General features: G+C 38.3%; 21 protein-coding genes and 3 pseudogenes. 8 read left to right on the top strand and 16 right to left on the bottom strand.

Going from position 1 to position 21,540, the window contains the following annotated elements; genetic code table 11:
• Positions 1–31: 31 nt before the first annotated feature.
• Complete coding sequence (locus FNK51_RS13845; RefSeq protein WP_141993725.1) at positions 32–2,290, bottom strand: HelD family protein; 2,259 nt, start codon at positions 2,288–2,290, stop codon at positions 32–34.
• A 241-nt stretch (positions 2,291–2,531) separates the two neighbouring features.
• On the opposite strand from FNK51_RS13845, the gene FNK51_RS26595 reads away from it, so the two are divergent.
• Positions 2,532–2,708 carry a hypothetical protein gene (locus FNK51_RS26595; RefSeq protein ID WP_181762261.1) on the top strand — a complete coding sequence of 59 codons (177 nt, stop codon included), beginning with the start codon at positions 2,532–2,534 and terminating at the stop codon, positions 2,706–2,708.
• 592 nt (positions 2,709–3,300) lie between these two features.
• Positions 3,301–3,540 (top strand): hypothetical protein, encoded by a 240-nt coding sequence (locus tag FNK51_RS13850; protein WP_141993726.1) that lies wholly within the window; start codon positions 3,301–3,303, stop codon positions 3,538–3,540.
• A gap of 416 nt (positions 3,541–3,956) precedes the next feature.
• Here FNK51_RS13850 and FNK51_RS13855 read toward each other — a convergent pair whose 3' ends face one another.
• On the bottom strand, positions 3,957–4,358 hold the full coding sequence (locus FNK51_RS13855) for an RDD family protein (protein ID WP_098369405.1): 402 nt from the start codon (positions 4,356–4,358) through the stop codon (positions 3,957–3,959).
• Positions 4,359–4,856: 498 nt separating this feature from the next.
• Here FNK51_RS13855 and FNK51_RS13860 point away from each other — a divergent pair, with 498 nt between their 5' ends.
• Both FNK51_RS13860 and FNK51_RS13865 read left to right on the top strand, forming a co-directional pair.
• Positions 4,857–5,267, top strand: coding sequence for a phage integrase N-terminal SAM-like domain-containing protein (locus tag FNK51_RS13860; RefSeq protein WP_141993727.1), 411 nt, complete (start codon positions 4,857–4,859; stop codon positions 5,265–5,267).
• A complete protein-coding gene (locus FNK51_RS13865; RefSeq protein WP_098369403.1) occupies positions 5,246–5,791 on the top strand; it encodes a tyrosine-type recombinase/integrase in 546 nt (181 codons plus the stop codon). Before FNK51_RS13860 ends, FNK51_RS13865 begins: the two co-directional genes overlap by 22 nt.
• 148 nt (positions 5,792–5,939) lie before the next feature.
• Here the strand turns inward: FNK51_RS13865 and FNK51_RS13870 are convergent, their stop codons facing one another.
• Positions 5,940–6,467 (bottom strand): YhcN/YlaJ family sporulation lipoprotein, encoded by a 528-nt coding sequence (locus FNK51_RS13870; protein ID WP_098369402.1) that lies wholly within the window; start codon positions 6,465–6,467, stop codon positions 5,940–5,942.
• A gap of 343 nt (positions 6,468–6,810) precedes the next feature.
• Between FNK51_RS13870 and FNK51_RS13875 the strand changes: the two genes are divergently transcribed.
• Positions 6,811–7,080 carry a hypothetical protein gene (locus FNK51_RS13875; protein WP_076369090.1) on the top strand — a complete coding sequence of 90 codons (270 nt, stop codon included), beginning with the start codon at positions 6,811–6,813 and terminating at the stop codon, positions 7,078–7,080.
• A gap of 446 nt (positions 7,081–7,526) precedes the next feature.
• Entirely contained in the window at positions 7,527–9,146 is a 1,620-nt protein-coding gene (locus FNK51_RS13880) for an ABC-F family ATP-binding cassette domain-containing protein (protein WP_141993728.1), read from the top strand.
• Positions 9,147–10,205: 1,059 nt separating this feature from the next.
• Here FNK51_RS13880 and FNK51_RS13885 read toward each other — a convergent pair.
• The gene (locus FNK51_RS13885; protein ID WP_141993729.1) at positions 10,206–11,474 is read right to left on the bottom strand and encodes a saccharopine dehydrogenase NADP-binding domain-containing protein; all 1,269 of its coding nucleotides are present in this window, start codon (positions 11,472–11,474) and stop codon (positions 10,206–10,208) included.
• 431 nt (positions 11,475–11,905) lie between these two features.
• Here FNK51_RS13885 and FNK51_RS13890 point away from each other — a divergent pair, with 431 nt between their 5' ends.
• Positions 11,906–12,493 (top strand): SET domain-containing protein, encoded by a 588-nt coding sequence (locus tag FNK51_RS13890; protein WP_141993730.1) that lies wholly within the window; start codon positions 11,906–11,908, stop codon positions 12,491–12,493.
• Between the two features lie 248 nt (positions 12,494–12,741).
• On the opposite strand, the gene FNK51_RS27540 is transcribed toward FNK51_RS13890, so the two are convergent.
• From FNK51_RS27540 to FNK51_RS13950, 12 genes and pseudogenes are all read right to left on the bottom strand, one after another.
• Positions 12,742–12,930: an IS3 family transposase gene (locus FNK51_RS27540; RefSeq protein WP_141993742.1), complete on the bottom strand. Its 189-nt coding sequence runs from the start codon at positions 12,928–12,930 to the stop codon at positions 12,742–12,744.
• 87 nt (positions 12,931–13,017) lie between these two features.
• Positions 13,018–13,200 (bottom strand): YolD-like family protein, encoded by a 183-nt coding sequence (locus FNK51_RS13900; RefSeq protein WP_034307388.1) that lies wholly within the window; start codon positions 13,198–13,200, stop codon positions 13,018–13,020.
• A 580-nt stretch (positions 13,201–13,780) separates the two neighbouring features.
• Positions 13,781–13,888: pseudogene (locus FNK51_RS27235) on the bottom strand (oxidoreductase); the annotation flags it as partial.
• A gap of 12 nt (positions 13,889–13,900) precedes the next feature.
• Positions 13,901–14,032 (bottom strand): annotated as a pseudogene (locus tag FNK51_RS27770) (EamA/RhaT family transporter); the annotation flags it as partial.
• A 308-nt stretch (positions 14,033–14,340) separates the two neighbouring features.
• Positions 14,341–14,505 (bottom strand): annotated as a pseudogene (locus FNK51_RS13910) (flotillin family protein); the annotation flags it as partial.
• Between the two features lie 318 nt (positions 14,506–14,823).
• Positions 14,824–15,018 carry a carboxymuconolactone decarboxylase family protein gene (locus FNK51_RS13915; protein ID WP_339202406.1) on the bottom strand — a complete coding sequence of 65 codons (195 nt, stop codon included), beginning with the start codon at positions 15,016–15,018 and terminating at the stop codon, positions 14,824–14,826.
• Between the two features lie 52 nt (positions 15,019–15,070).
• The gene (locus FNK51_RS13920; RefSeq protein WP_141993731.1) at positions 15,071–15,820 is read right to left on the bottom strand and encodes an ABC transporter permease; all 750 of its coding nucleotides are present in this window, start codon (positions 15,818–15,820) and stop codon (positions 15,071–15,073) included.
• Positions 15,821–16,582 carry an ABC transporter ATP-binding protein gene (locus FNK51_RS13925; protein ID WP_141993732.1) on the bottom strand — a complete coding sequence of 254 codons (762 nt, stop codon included), beginning with the start codon at positions 16,580–16,582 and terminating at the stop codon, positions 15,821–15,823.
• Between the two features lie 200 nt (positions 16,583–16,782).
• A complete protein-coding gene (locus FNK51_RS13930) occupies positions 16,783–17,136 on the bottom strand; it encodes a DUF1048 domain-containing protein (RefSeq protein WP_098369394.1) in 354 nt (117 codons plus the stop codon).
• A gap of 70 nt (positions 17,137–17,206) precedes the next feature.
• Positions 17,207–17,527: a PadR family transcriptional regulator gene (locus FNK51_RS13935; RefSeq protein ID WP_033796096.1), complete on the bottom strand. Its 321-nt coding sequence runs from the start codon at positions 17,525–17,527 to the stop codon at positions 17,207–17,209.
• Between the two features lie 928 nt (positions 17,528–18,455).
• Entirely contained in the window at positions 18,456–19,988 is a 1,533-nt protein-coding gene (locus FNK51_RS13945) for a flotillin lipid rafts scaffold protein FloT (protein WP_141993733.1), read from the bottom strand.
• Between the two features lie 19 nt (positions 19,989–20,007).
• Positions 20,008–20,526, bottom strand: coding sequence for an NfeD family protein (locus FNK51_RS13950; RefSeq protein ID WP_098369392.1), 519 nt, complete (start codon positions 20,524–20,526; stop codon positions 20,008–20,010).
• Positions 20,527–20,850: 324 nt separating this feature from the next.
• Between FNK51_RS13950 and FNK51_RS13955 the strand changes: the two genes are divergently transcribed.
• On the top strand, positions 20,851–21,423 hold the full coding sequence (locus FNK51_RS13955) for a biotin transporter BioY (protein ID WP_260398126.1): 573 nt from the start codon (positions 20,851–20,853) through the stop codon (positions 21,421–21,423).
• The last annotated feature ends 117 nt before the right edge of the window (positions 21,424–21,540 follow it).

Raw genomic sequence — 21,540 nt, forward strand, 5'->3', positions numbered from 1 at the left:
GAGGAGGGTGGTTACACTCCACCCTACCCTTTCATGTCTCGATAAGAAAAGCATTTTTCTCATTACCTAAAAAATAAAGCCTGTGCAATGGCCTTGTCATTGTTACGTACAGCAATTTGATATCAAGTTCATTTCCATGGAAATACGCTTCTTCCAGGGATATTGCAAATACGACATCGAATTCGAGACCTTTCGCTTGATAAGAAGGAACAATCAACGTTTTATCCTTAGGGATGTTTCCCTCTTCATCTATTAAATGAAAGCCTTGATGGAATCCCCTTAGTTTCTCGTTTGCCAGTTTGCAATCTTTCATCGTTTTAGCAATAACGGCAAACGTTTTAAATCCTTCTTCTTTAAGGCTTGCAATAAGTTCGATAAGTTCTTCTTCCCAACCTTCCTTTTCAATGGAAATGAATTCCGGCTCTTTGCCATGACGGACTACTGGTTCAACTTCCGGGAAATCATATGTTAACAACTGAAGTATTTCATTAGCTTGTTTCATTATTTCAACAGTTGTTCTGTAGCTTTTTTGTAATTCGGTATACGTCGCCCGAGGGAAAATACGACTGTGAACCTCTTCCCATGTTTGAAGTCCGCGGTATGAATGAATGCCTTGTGCAAGATCGCCTACAAGTGTGAACATATCGGTATCCACTGCCGTCTTTAGTGCCTGTAACTGCATGAAGCTGTAATCCTGTGCCTCATCAATGACGACATTTTTTGCTTTGTTTTCTTTATCGATACCAAAAAGCCGCTCCTGAAGATATAATAATGCTCCTAAGTCCTCCATCTCGTAACTTTTAACAGAAAATAATTTATGATTATACTCACATAATACACTGGCATCTTCAACAGTAAGTTTACCGTTGCTGTAAGAGGCAAGACGCTCTGGATCTTCGTATAACTCCTGATAGTAATCCAGGAGACATTTACTTTTGAATTGCTTAAAATACCCTTTTACGGAAGTACGGATTGCCTTTTGGATCTGACCTATCCTTTCCTCCTTTTTATCGAGGCATTTTGTAACAAAATCCTTACGAATGACTGGATCAATATTTTTATAGAGAGCTTTTTCAATTTTGGCATCATAAAGGTCAACAACACGTTCAAGCATTATTTTCTTTTTCAATTTCACTTCATTTTGTAAAATGGCCTTCAGTTTGTCCAGCCTGCTGTATAACGGTAAATACCAATAATCCTCTTCCAATAATCTAATGAACTTCTTTTTGGAATATAGGCGATATTTATCACAATAAAAATCAGCATTCGGATGAAAACCCCTGAAAATATCCTTTACATATTCGTCCAATATATATTTAAAGACAGGGGAGCCCTTCAGACCTGATATCCAGACGGCCGATTTAATTTCTTCATCATCCTTTTCCAGCAATCGAGTTAATTTATCATCCGCTACAAGCTTCACTTGCTTTCCAATCGCTGCCTGAACATATTCGGAAAATGTGAATTGTTTAACCTTTTCGACACCCAATTCAGGTAAAGCTTCAGATATGTAGTCAATGAAAACCCGGCTCGGAGCAAGAATCATTAATTGTCGCGGATCGAACAAGTCTTTATAGTGATAAATGAAATAAGAGATCCTATGTAAAGCAATTGTAGTTTTACCACTGCCCGCTACGCCTTGGACAATGATAGGTTTATTCAAATCTGCACGAATGATTTTATTTTGTTCTTCCTGGATCGTGGTAATGATATCTGTCAATCGATTGCTGGAACTTTTGGAAAGGGATTCCTGCAATAATTCATCCGTTGTTGTCAAATCAACGTCCCTTATCTCCTCCAAGACACCTTCTTCGATCATTAGCTGTCTTTTTAAAGTGATGTTCCCGCTGAATGTCTCTCCTTCCGCTTCATATTCTATTTCACCAATCCGTCCCTCATAATAGAGGTTTGCAATCGGGGATCGCCAATCGACGATGATCTGTTCCTGGCTTTCCCTCTGATAAAGCGATGTTTTCCCGAAATAAAGGACTTCGCCTCTATCACCGTCATTCCTTTCAAAGTCCACTCTTGCAAAGTAGGGCTTTTTACTTGCTTTGCGTAAACTTTCAAGTTCGGTTTTGGACATCTCAAAAAAGTTGGCCGTCGTCAGCAACTGTGAATATAAGCCTGATTCAGACCAATCGGCATCGCCAAAAGCTTCTTGCATATTCCGCTGAAATTGATCCTTGCTTGTTTCTGATGTTTTGATGACTACATCGATATAACGTTTCGTAAAATCCAGCCGCTGCCGTTCCTGTTCAAAATCAGGGTGATTACCCAATGAAACCACTTCCCCTTCCTTATTTAGTTATCAAACTCATTACAATGCCGATGCTAAGACGAAATGGACATTTATACTATCAGAAAAGCCAATGGTTGACAAATCTAGAGACATAGAATTATATAGTTGAAATTTACCTTTCATGATATTTCATATAATTTGAAGAATACACTAAATATTCCAGATTGGATTTTGCTATAATATGTTGACTTATGAAGGAGCTTCCAAAATGCCTTCAGGAGGAAAATCATTGAATACTTTTTTTACCATTCTGGGAGTAGGAAGTTTATTTCTATTTCATCATATGGATATCACATTATCCGATGCAATTATGTTAATGACAATCATACTATCCTCTTTATACATCATGATATGCAATGAATTGATTGTATATCAAAAAGATGTCAAACCCATCAAGCACCATTGAACGAATGAACCCTACCCTGCTCTTCCTTCAAACCTCCTATACGACTGCACAGAAGTTTCCGTTGTTAGTAAGTAGACGAAGCCTGATATTGCATTACTTAGGGGCTACCATACCTTCCGTCTTACTTGTTATATTATTTATATATTGGGAAAGGCTGCATTTCAGGTATTTTAGTGCTATTGGGATTGATCATAAGTGTAATTATGTCTGTGATGCGGGCTTTATTTGGCTTTTTCTTATCCATGAAAGCCATCCGCCCTAAAAAGGAATACGATCAAATAAAGATGGCCCCGGTAAAAGGGGCGGACATCATAGAAATATAAATATGGGCGGGGAATTACTATAGCTGAGTCCGGGCGTTAGGCATCATCATGAAAGGTATGATGGATTGGGATACCTTTATTCGGTCGCTCATCATGATTCACTGGTAATGATCAGCACCTCCATTAGGGTAAAGTGCTCGATTATACCTTTCTTCTACAATTGTCATCATCTCTTAACATAAATAACGCTAATTTAATATTTTATTGGAAACTCACATTATATACTTAAATTACAATTAAATAATTTTTTTAAGAAAGTGGGTACTGTCATGGAAATAAATGAAAGACAACCAATGCTATCCCCTAAATTAATCCATGAACTTGAAATTTTATCATCCAAAACAAATATGCCTATCTCCGAAATATTAGAAATATCTGTAGTGTCACTGCTGGAAAAGGTGAATAATACCAAAGAACTGAATGTTGGACTTAATAATAAGGAAATGATTTTAAGAAATAAAATCATTATCAATCAAAATAAAGAGGTTTTGAATAACCAAAGCACTTGACCATAAGGTGAAGTGCTTTTTGGTTCCTAACTGCCACTGTTTTAATGGATAAAATATTCTATCGTGGTTTCCAATGTAATATTTCTTAAAATAGCCCCAATAAAGTATTCTGCAAAAAATTCCCTATGATGAAGATACCATGTACGGTTCATGAAAAAATCATATCGGTTAGAATGTGTAATTACGCATAAAAAAAAGCAGCTATTAACTGCTTTTCAAAAAGAGTGCTATCTAAATGTTAAACAAAGTTGATTGGAACGGGTGTGCGAGACTCTTGCTTAGATTAGCGCGTCCAAGCGAGTGCCCTCCGTTCCAATCAACATTAGATTTTTACAAACCCTCAAAAAACTTTAGATAAACTTGATTCTCCAAGTTTGCCTAAAGTCTGAAACAGCTATTAAACTCTCATCAATGAATCATGGTTTATTTGATGTCACGTATGTACCAGCTATGAAATCATGTATCGCTCTATGGTCTTTCCTTAGGCCGACCATGAATGCACTAACAATAAACGCTATCCCCAATGTAATGGCATAAACCAAAGCAGCAACTAAATACCTCAATAGCATTGTGCCTATTCCTAATTTTTTGCCGTCCATCCTTACTATGCGTATTCCCATAATCCGTTTACCTACTGTATAGCCATACCATAATATCGGGACAAGCAGCATGTAAAGAAAGTCGAAGAACGTTGAATAGTTTTCATTTTCCCAATCTCCAGTAATCAACCCGAAAATTATCGCTAATGGTAAAGATACTATTATGCCATCCAATAATCCTGCAAAAAAACGTTTCCAAAAACCTACTGAATCACTCATTTATGATCCTCCTGTCTTGTTAGTTACAGTTACCTATATTACCAATTAAAAGGTTGAAAAGTAATGAGTCTTTATGCCTATAAATTTCTTCTGTGAAAAAATAAAACATACTTTATACGCGACATTTTAAAAACAAAATTAAATCCTTGTGTAATTTTTGCTTATAAACGTTTGTTTTTGCTAATCTGCCTTTAATTTTCATAAGAAACATAAGAAATAAGATACAATTTAACGAACGGCATTTAAAAAATTATTGAACATAAACTGCTGTTTGTGTGAATCAGCGTATAACTAATGAAACAAAGTGTTGGACACGTTGAAACAAAAGTATTTTGGAGGAATGTAAATAAATGATTACAGTAAATAATGTTGGTTTACGCTATGGCGATCGTAAACTGTTTGAAGATGTTAATATTGGAGTAAAACGCTGATTCTACGCTGTGCAGTTTACGCTCTTGTTTACGGTGTGTCGTAAACTATATAGGGAGCGTAAATATTATGAAAAGGACTCGTTTTTTAACTAAGGATGAACAACAAAAGCTTAATTCAGTAGATAAAAAGGTACATTACGTTACCGATTGGACAAGTGCTATGGAAATGTTCTTAAAGGATTGCGAGATAAGAGGTTTACGAGAATCAACTTCTTTCTATTACGTTAAAGAAACTCGCATGATATTTCGTTACTGGGAAGAACAAGAACTAGATATCTCACCAGATCAATTAACTAGTGAACACATCACCGATTTAATTCTCTACATGAAAAACAAAAAAGAGTTGTCTCCTTCTAGTATTAACATTCGTTTAAGAGCATTTAAAACAGTACTCAAATGGCTTTATGACAATAAAAAAGTACCAATTAATGCTGGTGATGGCGTAAAGCGCCGTAATTGTTCAATGAGAATGAGATAGAAAATAATACTTGGATAGGCGTTCGAGATACGGCTATTTGCCTTGTGTTACTTGAATGTGGTCTGCGTCAAAATGAAATATTAAATTTAAACGTCTTTGATGTGGTGTTTGAGCAAAATTATATTATGGTTCGCCATACAAAAACATACCATATGAGAAAAGTACCGATTACTCATCGGACTAAAAATGCTATACGAAGATGGCTTACTGTCCGTGGTGAAAGCAAATACTCGCAACTATTTATTAATATTGCTGGTAACCAACTCACTAATCGTGGTTTATATCAACTAATTGAAAAATATGGGAAACGAGCTAAGGTTGAAGGAATTCGTTGTAGCCCCCATACTTTTAGACATACATGTGCAAAACTCTATTTAAAAAATGGCGGCGATTTATTCAGTTTACAGGCGATATTAGGTCACATGAACATCGAACAAACAAAACGCTATGTGACCCTCAATCATGATGACGTTGCAGATTTACATGCTGAACATAGTCCGTTAAAAGCATTATGGAAAAAATAATATTGAATATTAGGTAGTCATCTTGACTGCCTTTTTTCTTTGGAGAAAACACTACTCAACCATACTAGATCCCAGTTCAGTGATAACCTCAGAATGTTGGTTTAGAGAGCCTAAACATCACGCTTAAACTCTCTAATTTAAACTTCTTCTATTTGGCATCCGGGAACATTCTTTGTGCCATATCACCAAACTCATCAAATATTCCGCTAATCGGCTTTCCATTTTGAATATCGTTGACATATCCTTTCATACTTTTAACAAAGTCTGGATTTGCAGAGACATAAACATTGTCTGTACCTTCATCCTGTTTTTTTACTTGATCAACAATTTTCTTTTCTAAGTCATTTGTCAGGTTCTTGTCATTTGTCAGATTCACTGCAACGTATGCGTTATTATCTGTAATTATGACAGAGGCGCCCTCTACATCCTTCAAATCCTCTAGCTGATCTGCTACTTCATCAGCCACGCGCATTTTATTATCATTGTCATCATTGCTTAATTGCCTTGCATTGTAATCGTTGTCGCCGTTTCTGTCATTTACATTCAAGGTATTGGCATTATTTTTATCGCTTCGAGTATTCATTCCTACATTTTTTCCATTATCATTATCATCACTTGTCCCACAGCCGGTAAGGAATAGAGCAATCAAGGCGCTTGTTAAAAATGTGTATTTCATGTTAGTCACTCCTTTAAAATTAGATACCTTAGTACTATCTGCTGTATTTTCGAGAATATTCATAAAAAAACACTTTAAGTTAAACTATACCCCGGATAACGAACACACATAAAAAAGTGTCCCTTATCCTGGTTTTTTAATGTTCAATAGATGTAATGGTTATGGACGGAGGGTTTCTATGAGTAAGAATTTATACATTTTCCATTTAAAGCACCCGATTACTCAATTCCCTCCTTTATTCTGCAATTCATCAAATCTTTACATGATTAATACATTTATTGAACTTATCTATTTTATAATTAAATTACAATTTAATTATTCACATCATATGGAGGGTACAATCATGGAAATAAATGAAAGGCAACCATTTGAGTCTTTTTTATCTCCTCGTCAACTTACTGAGCTAAAAATCTTATCTACTAAAACAAACATAGCTTTCCATGAATTATTAGCAATGCCATCAATAGTCTCACTTCTAGAGAAACTGAACAATACTACCGAACTAAATGATGAGCTTAATAATAAAGAAATGATATTAAGAAATAAAGTTTTCATTAATAAAAATAAAGAAGTATTAAATAAGACACAAAAAGCACTCGACCATTTAGGCTGAGTGCTTTTATGATTGATGAGTTCCTCGCGTTAAATATATTTACTCTTATCAAGAACTTTAAAATAAACATTTAAAATTTCATCATACGGTTCAAATCCTTCTTGTATTTTGAACGATGAACTGAAGGACTAACTAAAGTTATAAATACACTCTATGAAGAGTTAAACAGAGTGGATCGAGAGAAGACTGCATTCGGAAAACCTAAACAGCGAAAATTATTAGATATGATATAAAAAAAGAGACTTTTATTAGCCTCTTTTTTGATTATAAATGTTGGTTTTTGCTAATGAACCTTTAACTTTTTGCATAAATAAGATACAATTTAAATGATGCACAGTTTAAAACATACAAGATCGTAAACTGCTGTTTGTGTGAATCAGCGTATAACTAATGAAACAAAGTGTTGGACACGTTGAAACAAAAGTATTTTGGAGGAATGTAAATAAATGATTACAGTAAATAATGTTGGTTTACGCTATGGCGATCGTAAACTGTTTGAAGATGTTAATATAAAATTCACGCCTGGTAACTGCTATGGCCTGATTGGGGCGAATGGTGCGGGTAAATCCACTTTCTTAAAAATCCTTTCAGGTGAAATTGAAGCGCAATCCGGTGATGTTCATATGGGACCTGGCGAACGCCTTGCCGTTCTAAAACAAGATCACTTCGCTTATGAAGAGGAAGAAGTCCTTAAAGTTGTCATTATGGGACATGAAAGATTATATGAAGTCATGCAAGAAAAAGATGCCATCTATATGAAGGAAAACTTCACGGATGAAGACGGAATGAAAGCTGCCGAACTTGAAGGTGAATTTGCCGAATTAAACGGATGGGAAGCTGAACCTGAAGCTTCAATCCTCTTAAAAGGCCTTGGCATTGCAGAAGACCTGCATACAAAGAAAATGGCTGAGTTGAACGGTGGCGACAAAGTTAAAGTATTGCTTGCCCAGGCACTATTCGGTAAGCCGGATGTCCTTTTACTGGATGAGCCTACCAACCACTTGGACTTAAAAGCGATCAAATGGCTGGAAGAATTCTTAATCAACTTTGAAAACACTGTTATCGTAGTTTCCCATGACCGTTACTTCCTTAACAAAGTTTGTACACATATCGCGGATCTTGATTTCGGTAAAATCAAAATTTATATCGGTAACTATGACTTCTGGTATGAATCAAGCCAGCTTGCCCTTAAACTTACTCAAGATGCCAATAAGAAAAAAGAAGAAAAAATTAAAGAGCTTCAAAATTTCATCGCGCGTTTCAGTGCCAATGCATCCAAATCGAGCCAGGCGACATCCCGTAAGAAATTATTGGACAAAATCAGCTTGGATGACATCGAGCCTTCTTCACGCCGCTATCCATATGTCGGCTTTACTCCTGATCGTGAAATCGGGAACGACCTTCTTCGTGTAGATGGAATTTCTAAAACGATTGATGGCGTAAAAATATTGAATAACGTCAGCTTCACGATGAATAAAGGCGACAAGATTGCATTTGTCGGAAAAGATGAGATTGCTAAAACAACATTATTCAAAATCTTGGCAGGTGAAATTGAACCGGATAGCGGTTCATTCAAATGGGGCGTTACCACCTCTCAGGCATACTTCCCTAAGGATAATGCTGAATTCTTTGAAGGTGTCGATTTAAATCTTGTCGATTGGCTCCGTCAATATTCTCCTAATGACCAGAGCGAAAGCTTCCTGCGTGGTTTCTTGGGCAGAATGTTATTCTCTGGCGATGAAGTAACGAAAAAGGCAAGCGTACTTTCAGGGGGCGAAAAAGTCCGCTGTATGCTTTCCAAAATGATGTTAAGCGGTTCGAACGTCCTGATGCTTGATGAACCTACTAACCATCTGGACTTAGAGTCGATTACGGCATTGAACAACGGTTTGATCAGCTTTAAAGGATCGATGATCTTCTCTTCTCATGATCATCAGTTCATCCAAACTATAGCGAACCGTATCATTGAACTTACACCAAAAGGTACAGTCGATAAGCAAATGAGTTATGATGAGTACCTTGAAAATAGCGAATTGCAAAAGCAAGTAGCTGAAATGTACAAATAATACTTTTATGAAAGCACATCCTTATTGGATGTGCTTTTTTCGTTCCCGATTCTTCTACCTGCCTTTATTTCATACCTTTAATACATTGAAGGTATAAAAAACACGCTGCATTAAATATAATAATATTCCCCGAAAGATGAGCACTGAATAATTTTATCGATAAAAAGGTATATTGGTAAGGAAGGAGTGAGTTAGAATTGGATGGTCTTACAGTGAAAAATATTTTTGATGATACAGGATACCTTTTTTTATATGATAAATTCAGTTATCATTTTTATGTATCCGGCTTGTTCGACTTAGTCGATCAAGAAAAAATAATCTCGGATTTTTTAAATTCTTATGGATTCGATGATAAAAATCCTCTCTTTTTTGACGACTTTTCCTTTTATTTTAATTGCTTTCATTATTCCCAGCAAAAACAAAAGATGATAAATTACTTGAAAACCGAGTATGACGAACATATATGTTAAGTATAAAGGCCAGATAAACTGATCCTGCCTTTAAACGAGCACTATTCAAAAAAAAGATAAGAGCATATAAATTTTATTATAAGTCAAGGTTATGATGAAATGACTTGATAAAAAGGAAGTAATATATAATGTCACACATTATATAAGGTAAAATAAAAGGATAGATAAAGTCAGAACTTTATCAGCTTTATCTATCCTATTTTGTACAACATATGACCTTATTTACTACAACAACATTAAGATTTAACTACAATAAAATGAGAATTTCGTTATTCAACAAAAGCGCCCTATTACGGAATAACTCATTAAAGAATGCTGCTCCGTGTATTCCTCTTTTCTGACGAATATTGCACCTGTTAGTTAAATGACCCTTCATGTGAACGATTTCAATCATGGGCAACATTTATGAATGGCTACTGAAGCTACCCCACCACAAACAATAATAAGTGCTTTTCCCATTCTAATCTCCTAACTAAATAGATTTTGTAAATGAAAGAGGGACGTCAATAACAAATTAACTAGCAGTGCATCAACTTATTAGGATGCTTTAGAAAACAAATGAATGCAATGTCTCTGCTTATCAATCAGCCTATTCAATCCATTTAAGTCTTTGATGCAATAATCCATCGGAGCCTTTATTTTCTCCTGTGACAAAGTCAGTCATATGGTAGGTTAAATACCCTCCGTACTTGCTCTTGGTGTTTAGCAAAAGCTCATCAACATAATGGATACATAAAGAAAGGTCATCCAGGATTATGCTGGCCATAGCAGCATAAATGCCACAAGCAACTTGGAAGTACGTGGCGTTTGTTTTGAATTTCGGATATATTTCACTACTTTTCATCACATTATATATATACTTTTCGCTATCCTCGTAAACTAATAGGACACCAACTAGGTCTTCACCTTCAATTTCACCTACATCTGGATCAAGCAATTGTTGATTCCAATCCCAGAGAACGTCTACATTAGCCAAATTATTTCGGATTGATTCCGTTGTATATTCATTAACACGATAAATAAACCCCAATTGCATATCAAATAATTTACCTAATGTAATCACTTCTTCATGTGGCATTAGACAACCATAAAACTCTTTTTGCCCTAACCTTACTTTATACTCCATTGCATAAACTTCTTCATAAAAATATTGTGGCAAATGATGATGGACAAACATAGGGTAGCTTAATATCGCTTCATCCAGGAAGCATTCGACCGACCAAGAAGTATAGAGTGTGTTAGGTTTGATTAACGTTTTGTCTTTAAAAAAGGAATCGTCATGCTCCACAATGTAGCAGGCTAATGGTTTTTGATCCGGATTTTCGTTTATGAGTTTTATGGCCATCCATTGCACTACACCAGGATTCATCCCCGAGCCAACAATCGCCTTTATATTGGTAAGATTTTTTTTGCTATCTTCAAATCTAATATATCGCTCTGTCAATGGGAAACCATATAGACTTTCGTCCTCATCAACCTCGGTATTCTCGAGGGCAGAATTGACGTAAAAAACATCTAATTCGTTACAGCATTTCATCATCTCAATTGTATCGGCCCATGAAACATCAATGACTACTTTCGTTTTTGTCTTTTTTAAATGTTTCTGAAAGTGACTTAAAACTGTGAGGTCAAGCTGGTAAATTTTTATTTTATCGGCAAGGTTAGGGAATAATTGGTCGTAATACTCTTTATCCTTTTGTTTAACATCAATTAGGTGAAGCTGGGAAGTGCTAATGATGGAGTACATAGGGTCATTTTTATCTTGGGCGGATTGATTTAGAATGGCCAATACCGCTTTTGCAACACCTCCACTGCTGCCTAATATAGAAATGGACAATGAACTTGTCCCATTTAACATTTCATCACTCCTTTCGCCAATTAATGCTGCACGTGAAACATGTGCAATGATTTCTTAAACAATATATGATTCTAATGATCGCTACGTATGTGCTTCTGTCTATGAATAAGAGAGATGTTAGAATTAATAATATGAGATTTAGAATAAGTGCTTTTTCAACTAAGGTGGCAGTAGTTAAATAGAAAGGGGTTATACCATTGAAGAAACATATTTTGAAGGTGTATTCGGCATTCAAAAGATATCGTTTATGGCAGGATGATTTTTGAATGTAAAAAAGCTCCCGATTGTGGAACAAAAATAAAAGAGCTTTCTCGTTTTCCAGGGGGACATTCCGCTGATTGAACTTGGATAAAATACGCGAACGACCGGTCACTTAAACGAAACTGCTGTATATAGTAATAGTAAGTTTTGAGAAAGGGTGAACAGAATCGATGATACATCCAGATACCGAGATTCGGTTTGTCAATGAAAAGATTGGTGTGGGTGTTTTTGCCACAAAAATGATCCCCAAAGGAACGATCATCTGGGCATTGGATGATTTGGACATCATTCTCGAGGAAGATGAAATTGAATCGCTTGATCTCGTGCGAAGGGAAATCGTCTATAAATATGCCTACCTCAACGATGACGATAACTACGTGCTGTGCTGGGATCATGCCAGATACATGAATCATAGCTTCAGTCCAAATGTGGTATCGACGGTCTATGAGATTGAATTGGCGTCGAGGGATATTCTTCCCGGAGAGCAAATCACATGCGACTATGCTACGCTCGGGTTAGACGAACCTTTTGAGTGTGAACCGGAGGAAGGGACTTCTAGCACCGTAGTGATGCCGGATGATTATCTGTATCGCTACAAGGAATGGGATGAGTTGGCTAGGGAGGCATTCAAACAATTGAATCAAGTAGACCAGCCGTTGCGTCATCTGATTCGACCGGAGTTCGTCGACAGGGTAAACGCGATCGCAGAGGGAAGTGCCGAGCCGGATTCCTTTCTTACGCTCTATGAAGAGGAGTAAAGGCAACTAAACAACCACCAGGACAGACGGTTCTGTTGGTTTGTCTATGTTCATTTAACCAGCTTTTTTTGGCGATCTAGCAAGATGGAACATGAATCATCAGCGTGAGGGTTTAATACCCAGAAAAGACCGCACCTCTGGCCAAGGTAGAGAACTTACCTCTGTCAAGTAGACAGTGCTAAAAAAGACTATGCAGCCACCGTGATTCGGTATTCTACTGGAGCACGGTGGTTTAGTCGTTTTTGGAATCACTTATAATAGTAATGATACATATATGTTTCTATAGCTTGTATTAACTCTTCCTCTGTTTTACAATCAATTTGATACAACATTTCTGTTTTAAAATGTGAAAAGAACGATTCTACACAGGCATTATCGAGGCAGTTTCCTTTATTACTAACTACAGGAATGCTAAACGACCCTTTAGCTTTCCATATATGAAAAAAGAACCTCTAGTAATATACTAAAGATTCGGGATTAATAAATATATTGTAACTTTAATTAGTTAAATGAAAGTAATTAAGTTAGTATATTTCCATAATACGAGATAAACGAATAGAGAAAATCTTTTGATTTTCATCCTTTAAGGAAAGGGTTTGTTCATTGAGGTTAAGTTTATGCAATTGACCCTTACATGTTTTTAATACTCCTTCTTTATAATAAATGATGGTCGTTATGCCCTTTTTTTTCAACGATTTCAAGATCATCTGATTATCTCCTTTCTGTCTATTCAAATATTTATTAAAAATTGTATGATAATTGGTGCAATACTATGAAATCAGTTAAGATATGTATATTATATAACGAAAATCGTAAGCGTTTTCATTGTTGTTGTGAACAATTTGTGAAAGTTTGAACATTAGAATATTTTAGGAAAATCAGAATAGGCTCGGAAATGGTAAAATCCATGATAAAAAAATGAATATTAAGTGAATCGACTTTTAGACTGAAAATTACTTAACGTATTATATCCCCGTTTTGTCGGCAGACTCCCTTATAGATTTTCTAGTCCAGAAAGAATTAAATTTCCCATTTTTATTCAAATCATCATTTGGACTATACGGTACTTTCGTTAGCCACTGATTTACCTGATTAAGATTTGTACTTTTATCGTCCGCTACCTGGTATAGAACCCATACCTCAGGACCGGATCGATTGTCCTTGAACCTCTTTTGTTTAGAATATGATCAGAACGGTTGTTGGGCCTAAATAAAATCTATGTAATTACATTCTGAAGGAGTTGTCTATATGAGTGAGCTTCCCCCACTAACTTCGTAAGAGATTACACGCTCTCATAATATTTGTTGCTTCTTTAAACAAATTTCTAATAAAGTCTCTGCCGCCATCGCTTTCACGAATTGGTCCCATTGGTGCACACATAAGTGTCGTAACACCTAACACAAAAAATATACTTGTCATAATTATTGCTAATCCTAGATAAGTACTTATTTTAGTGTGTTCATTTAAAAATACCCCCCCAAAAATCATTCCAAATATAGGAACTAATAAAGTAACGCTTACTATCCTGGTTGGACCCACATTTTTTTAAGATAAAAATAAAGAAGATAAGCAATACCAGTGGAAAAAAAAGCTAAACCTAAAACTGAAAACTGTTAAATTTGGTAACCTTCGAATATGAATATTCCATAGAGTTCACAGAAATATGACGAACATATTTATTAATTATATTAGGGCAGACTTTTTTTAACGAAAACGATTCAAAAAAAGGTAAGAGCATACAAGTAGCTCTTACCTCCTTAAAATTTCCCCTGTTACTCTTCCTTGCCTGCTGCCATATTCATGTTCGCTTCGATATTCTCCTGGCTGATGGTGGTAAATGGTAAATTTCACTTTCCTGAGAAATTCTCAAGCAAGTCTTTGACATCAATTCCCGAAGATGCCATTAAATCCGTTGCATACCCAGTCACTTTATTAGCTCCGCCATTCACACCGCTTCCACCTGTATCCACTACAGTGATCTAGTCGATATTACTAAGCGGGCTTGCCACTTGTACGCAAATTAACCCCCGTCCATTTAGGTATTTCGATTATAGTTTTACCTCAAACATGATTTGCTATAAGACTTATCGCAGAGTTGACACAAACTGTGAGGCAAAAAGTCCTCATTCAGAGGACTTGGAAGGATTCGAAATCCGATTTAAGGGAGAAAAATTCTCTCTTTTCGTGCTACCTTAAAATTTTTTCCTTCAATCGAAAAAAAACTATGAATTACATTCCAACTGAAATGTAATCCATAGTTCCTTAAGTTAATCACATTATTTACCAAAGCGATTTTGCCTCGGAATCTACACTTTTACAGTCAATTATATCTATGCACTTTCTTCTTTTAATTTCTCCTCCTGCGAAAGAGCACTACCCGCTGTGAATTCTTCTAAAGCATGCATGGCAAACCTCGCGTTGGGATAAGTGATCGAACCGCCACCAATCACACCAATTTTTAGGGTTTCAATGATTTCATCGATGGTTGCCCCGGCATTTAAACAGCCTTCCATGTGATTGCAAATGCATTCATCTCAGCGGCTGACTATTGATATGGCTAATCCCATAATGGTGTACTTACCCTAACTGGCGTTTAAATTGTTTACTGGCGAAGAAGTAAGCGATGACCATGATGCCGACGCACCAGGCAAGCGCGATCCAGATATCTTTGCCAACAGACCCTTCATACAAGAGGGCACGAATCGCATTCACGATTGAAGTCACGGGCTGGTTCTCAGCGAACGCACGGACAATTTTAGGCATGGTTTCGGTGGGGACAAAGGCCGAACTGATAAACGGCAGGAAAATCAGCGGGTATGAGTAGGCTGTCGCCCCTTCCATAGACCCCGCTGTCAATCCGGGAATGACAGCCAGCCATGTCAGCGCCAGCGTAAACAGCCCGAGTATCCCAGCTACCGCGAGCCAATCCAGGATATCAGCGTTGGAACGAAAGCCCATCAAGAGCGCGACGAGGATAACCACCACGACAGTAAGCGCATTGGAAACAAGCGAGGTCAACACGTGAGCCCACAATACCGACGAGCGCTTGATGGGCATGGTAATGAAACGCGCCATCAGCCCGCTCTTTACATCCGTAAACAGCCGCACGGAAGTGTAAGCGACACCGGATGCGATAGCCATCAGCAAGATTCCCGGCAATAAATAATTGACGTAGTTGTCCGTGCCTGTCTCTATGGCGCCGCCAAATACGTAGACAAACAGCAGCAGCATCATAATCGGCGTAATCGCCACCGTGATAATTGTATCCGGGCTGCGCATGATGTTGCGCATTAAACGCCCTAGTAGTACCCCTGTTTTGCTTTTCATTTACATCTCCTCCTTTTTGCCGATGATTGCGAGGAAAATTTCCTCCAATGTCGGCTGCTTCTCGATGTACTCCACTTTCGCTGGCGGGAACATCTCCTTAAGTTCGGTAAGGGTACCGGTCGATATGATTTTTCCGCCATTCAGGATGGCGATACGGTCCGCCAGTTGTTCGGCTTCCTCCAGGTACTGGGTCGTCAGCAAGATGGTTGTGCCGCCGCCGGCAAGCTCCTTGACGGTATTCCAGACTTCAATCCGCGCTTCGGGGTCAAGCCCTGTCGTCGGTTCGTCGAGAAAAATGACTGCTGGCGTCCCGATCAGGCTCATGGCGATGTCAAGCCGGCGCTTCATCCCGCCGGAATATTTGTCCGCCCGGCGGTTGGCCGCATCGGTCAGGCTGAATCTTGCAAGCAGATTGTCAGCGACTTGAGCGGGATTGGAAACTCCCCGCAACTTGGCGATCATCATCAGGTTTTCCCGCCCGGTGAGCATGCCGTCTAAAGCTGCGAACTGCCCTGTCAGGCTGATGCTCTGGCGAACATGATCAGGTTGACGCTGGACGTCAAAGCCGCAAATACCTACTTCGCCGCCATCGGCCTTCATCAGTGTCGAGAGGATGTTGACCGTCGTCGTCTTGCCCGCTCCATTTGAGCCCAGCAGTGCGAAAATTTCGCCACGCCGCACCTCAAAATCCACCCCCTTTAAGACCTCCTTGTCTTTAAAGGATTTTTTTAACCCTTTTACAGAAATCGCTGCATTGCTCATACTTTTTTCCTCCTTATAAATAGCGCAGCAAGGCCGCTTGCGAGATCCATAATTATCCGGTCGAGCGCCTTGCGGAGCTAGATTGCCTATACTCTTCTATTTAGTCTGACTGATAATCAGTATTACTTATTACCGAGGTGAAAATATAACTGAATAGCGAAGGTGGCAATTCACATTTGTAACCAGCTATTCAGTCAGTATTATCTATTGAATTTATTTTTTCCCAATCGCTTCATGATACTTTGATTCAAATCTTCACGATACTTGGCGACATAGGTTTTAGCGTTTGCCACTAGTTCGTCGGCAAAGGACGCCACGTCGTCCCCAGTGATTTCCAGCACTTGTCTGCCTTCCGCCGCACCGGCTTCGAACAACTCGATTAATTCATACTGCATGTGCAGCATATCCATCCCGTTGCCTGCTGAGAAATTCCACATGTAGTTTTGAATTTTCTTAAATACAAACTGGTAGTCCTCTGGCAGGGCTTCAACCCGTGCCATCATCATTTTATACTCTTTTTTATCACCAATCATTTTTTTGAACAATTCCATCATGTTATTTTTCCTCCTTTTTTATAAAGCTGAACAAGTCACTCCAAAATATCGTACGGAATATCTTATGAAGCTAGATTGACTTTAAGACGTTGATTTTCGACGATACAAAATCCCATTTTTCCCAAAATAATTCAAGTTCCTGGCGGCCAGCCTCATTAAGTGAGTAAAACTTGCGGGGCGGCCCCATATCTGACGGTTTCTTCTCTATGTTCACCAGTTTTTTCTTTTCTAATCGCACGAGGATGGTGTAGACCGTCCCTTCTACGACTTCAGTAAACCCAAGCTCGTTCAGGCGTCGGGTAATCTCATAGCCATATGTTTCATGGCGGCTGATGATTTCCAGCACGCAGCCTTCCAGTGAACCCTTCAGCATTTCAGTTAAATTTTCCATGTTCAGAGCCTCCTCTATTTTGTGACTTATATACTTAGTATTGAGGGAAATTTTTACTGAATAGCTATTGGGAAATCACGCTATTTAGTATTACTTATTACTTCTAAACTGTAACACTGAGTAGCAGAGGTGTCAACTTTTTCTTAAAAATATTTTTGCAACTTCACTATTCAGTGCTGTTGGTATCCAGTGTTACTTACTACAGGGTATGCTGTAACACGTAGTATGGTGACTGTCAACTTGATTTTTTAATTTTTTTAAAAACCAGCTACCCCCATTGGATACAGATGATTTCTTTTATGGAGCCTTTACTTCCTCCTATGCTTCTTTCACAATGATCACACCGCGGATCATTCCCATCCAGCAGCTGCACATGTAGGTTCCCGGTTTCTCTGGTGTGAAAACGATGAGGTTTTCTCCTACTTCCAGAGACCAATTCCTTCCGAAGAAATGTTAAAGAGTATTCCCGAAATGAAAGAAGAACTTCATAGACCCATGCTCTTAATAATCTCGGCAGAAAAGTAAATGTTTATTATGGTTTCTGCAAGATGTGGGGACGTTTTTCTTTTTGGGTTCACGGGAGCTTTTAGTAAAATAACTGAGGATTATTAATGTAACTCCTTCGCGTTCTTCACTTTTCCACTAACTATAGGAGCTTCATAAGAAGCCCTATCATAATTTTAAATTCTTATGGCTTCGATGATAAAAATCCACTTTTTTTAACGACTTTTCCTTTTATTTTAATTGCTTTCATTATTCCCACCAAAAACAAAAGATGATAAATTACTTGAAAACCGAGTATGACGAACATATTTGTTAAGTATAAAAGGCCAGTTAAACTGATCCAGCCTTTTTTAAACGAGCACTATTCAAAAAAAAGGTAAGAGCATATAAGTGCTCTTACCTTTCTTCATTTTATTTTTCTCTGTTACTCATCCTTGCCTGCTGCCATATTCATGTTCGCTTCGATATTCTCCTGGCTGATGGTGGTGAATGGTAAATTTCGTTTTCCTGAGAAATTCTCAAGCAAGTCTTTGACATCAATTCCCGAAGATGCCTTTAATGACTCCTGCAAGGATGCCATTAAATCCGTTGCATACCCGGTCACTTTATTAGCCCCGCCATTCGAACCGCTTCCACCCGTGTCCACTACAGTGATCTTGTCGATATTACTAAGCGGGCTTGCCACTTGTTTTGCATACTCCGGCAGCATTTTCAAAATCATGTCCATTACAGCCGCTTGCCCAAACTGTTCAAAGGCTTCTGCAATCTTCTGCTTGGCTTCGGCCTCGGCTACCCCTTTTAACCGGATGATTTCCGCTTCTGTCGTACCTTGTGCCCTTTGTGCGTCCGCTTTAGCAAGACCGTCCATACGAACACGTTCCGCTTCCGCTTTCGCCATGGCTTCAATTTTATACTTATCGGCATCCGCTTCTGTAATCTGTTTCATCTTGTTAGCGGAGGCTGCCTGCTCTACCGCATAACGGTCGGCATCCGCCTTTTTCTTCACTTCTGAATCATATTGCTTTTCACGGCGAAGGATTTCTTTTTCCTCCAGCTCAATTTGCTTCTGACGTTCAATGATCCTGATTTGCATTTCCTGTTCTGTTACATCCTGTTTAGATCTAGCCGTTTCAAGATCGTAAGCTTGGTCAGCTCGTGCTTTGGCAATATCCTGCTCGCGACGGAATTCCGCAACCTTTAGCTTGTTGATTTTTTCGGCTTCCGCAATTTCTGTTGCCCTTTCAAGTTCAGCTCGCTGTGCTTCCTTCGATGCTTCTGCGCGCTTGATTCGCGTTTCTTTCTCTGCTTCTGCGGTAGCTATATCGGCATCCCTCTTTACTTGTGCGATTCTTGGCTTACCAAGGGATTCAAGATATCCATTTTTGTCCCGAACATCTTTAATGGTGAACGATACGATGATGAGTCCCATTTTAGCTAAATCCTGCGAGGCTACCCTCTGTACTTCCTGGGAAAACTTTTCGCGGTTTTTATAAATTTCCTCGACTGTCATCGACCCAAGGATGGAACGAAGATGTCCCTCTAAGACTTCCCGTGCTTCCTGTTCACGGTCATCTTTGGATTTACCAAGGAATTGCTCCGCTGCTGTGGCAATATCGGTGATTGAACCGCCAATCTTGATTATCGATACACCATCAGCCATGACTGGAACTCCCTGTTCTGTATATACTTCAGGAGTTGAGACCTCAAGTTTGCTTGACAACAAGCTTAGTGGTTCCGCTTGCTGGAACACCGGGAGAACGAAAGCGCCACCTCCGCGGACGATTTTTATTTTATTTCCTGATTCGTCGATGTGAACATTTTTGCTTCCTAAGTAGCTTCCAGTCACGATCAATGCTTCATCAGGACCAGCCGTGCGGTATTTCGTAATAAAGACAGCAATAAGTGCGATAAGTAAAAATGCTACAATGGCGACGACAATCCAAATCAAATTAAACATAAACTACCTCCTACCTTTTTTAATCCTGGTGGGGCATAACATAGACAACCCCGTTTTTAACTTCGATGATCAAGACCTTTGAATCCGAAACAATTCCTTCATTCTTATAACTGGCCGCAGTTTTCGCGATGCTTCCACTGATGCTTTCAATAAGGACTTCCCCAAACCCGTCAACCGGGATTGATGTCAGAACCCTGCCGACCCTCCCTCTCAGATCATTATCATGAAATGTCAAACTTTCTTCCGCTGATGAGATGGGAAGCAAAACAAATACATTCAGTAAAGTGACGATGGTAAATGAAATGATCAGGGAAATGCCGGCACTCAATCCAGCATGAAGTCCTGAAAGAGATTCAAGTAAAAACCCACTCGCAAAAAACACGGTCAAAAAGCTAAAAATGAGTGTAGGATTAAATATATCCGGTAATTCAAGGCCGGAAAATATATCATTAAACAAGATAAATAAGAATGTTAGCCCCCCGAATATAATTAATCCATATAAATAGACTGTTTCTAATGGAACCCCAAATAACTCCATCTCTTTCATCCTTTAAATTCGATTTTTTCCAAGCCGCATACTATTTTAAGGACCTGGGATAAGCGTTTTACCAACATTGATAGTCTATTGTTATAATCCCCTCCATTTTCTTCGCTTACCATTCATACGAATTATGCATTAAAAAAGTTTCATTTATTTTCCAAGTTTTGAATTTTACCCTTGTGTTCACTTACAAACAATGTAGTCTAATAAATCATTAATGAATTAAAATCCATAATATCATTGACAGTGTTTAGTTAACATATTAAAATTCTTTATATGTTAACTCGTCATATAAATAGGTTTACATTAGGGGGAAGCACAATGAAGGAGCGTCATGAGAAGTTAAGAATGATGATGGTTACAGCTTTATTTGCAGCACTTATAGGAATACTTGCCCAAATTACAATTCCACTGCCCTTAGTACCGATTACAGGACAGACTCTAGCAGTCGGACTGGCAGCAACGATACTCGGTTCACGTTATGGAACTTCTTCCGTTTTATTATACTTGTTCATAGGGGCAGCGGGAGTGCCGGTATTCGCTGAAATGTCTGGAGGATTAGCTAAGATATTCGGTCCGACAGGCGGTTATTTATTATCCTATATCCCGACAGTATATATAACGGGGCTGATATTGGAAAAAACCCGTTTCTCAGTTGCAATGGCTTTCCTTGCCAATACAATCGGGATGATAATTACTTTAGTCATCGGTACGGTTTGGTTAAAATATATGAGTTCATTATCTTGGCCAGTGGCATTTGCCAGCGGTTTTGCTCCATTTATAATCGTAGGCGTTTTAAAGGCATTCCTTGCATCATGGCTTGGCATTACAATCCGTTCAAGGTTAGCCTCGGCTAATATGCTACCAAAAAAAAATGCACCACTTTCCCAATGATGGGTAAATGAAAGAGAGGGTACTGCTTGTGGTACCCTCTCTTTCATTTATATTCAAATTCCCGAACACTTGCACAAAAAAAAGACTCTTAAAAAAGAATCTTTTTTACAAGTAATT

Origin of the sequence: Bacillus sp. B4EP4a, from assembly GCF_006680105.1 — a bacterium.
Taxonomy (GTDB): domain Bacteria; phylum Bacillota; class Bacilli; order Bacillales; family DSM-1321; genus Peribacillus; species Peribacillus simplex_E.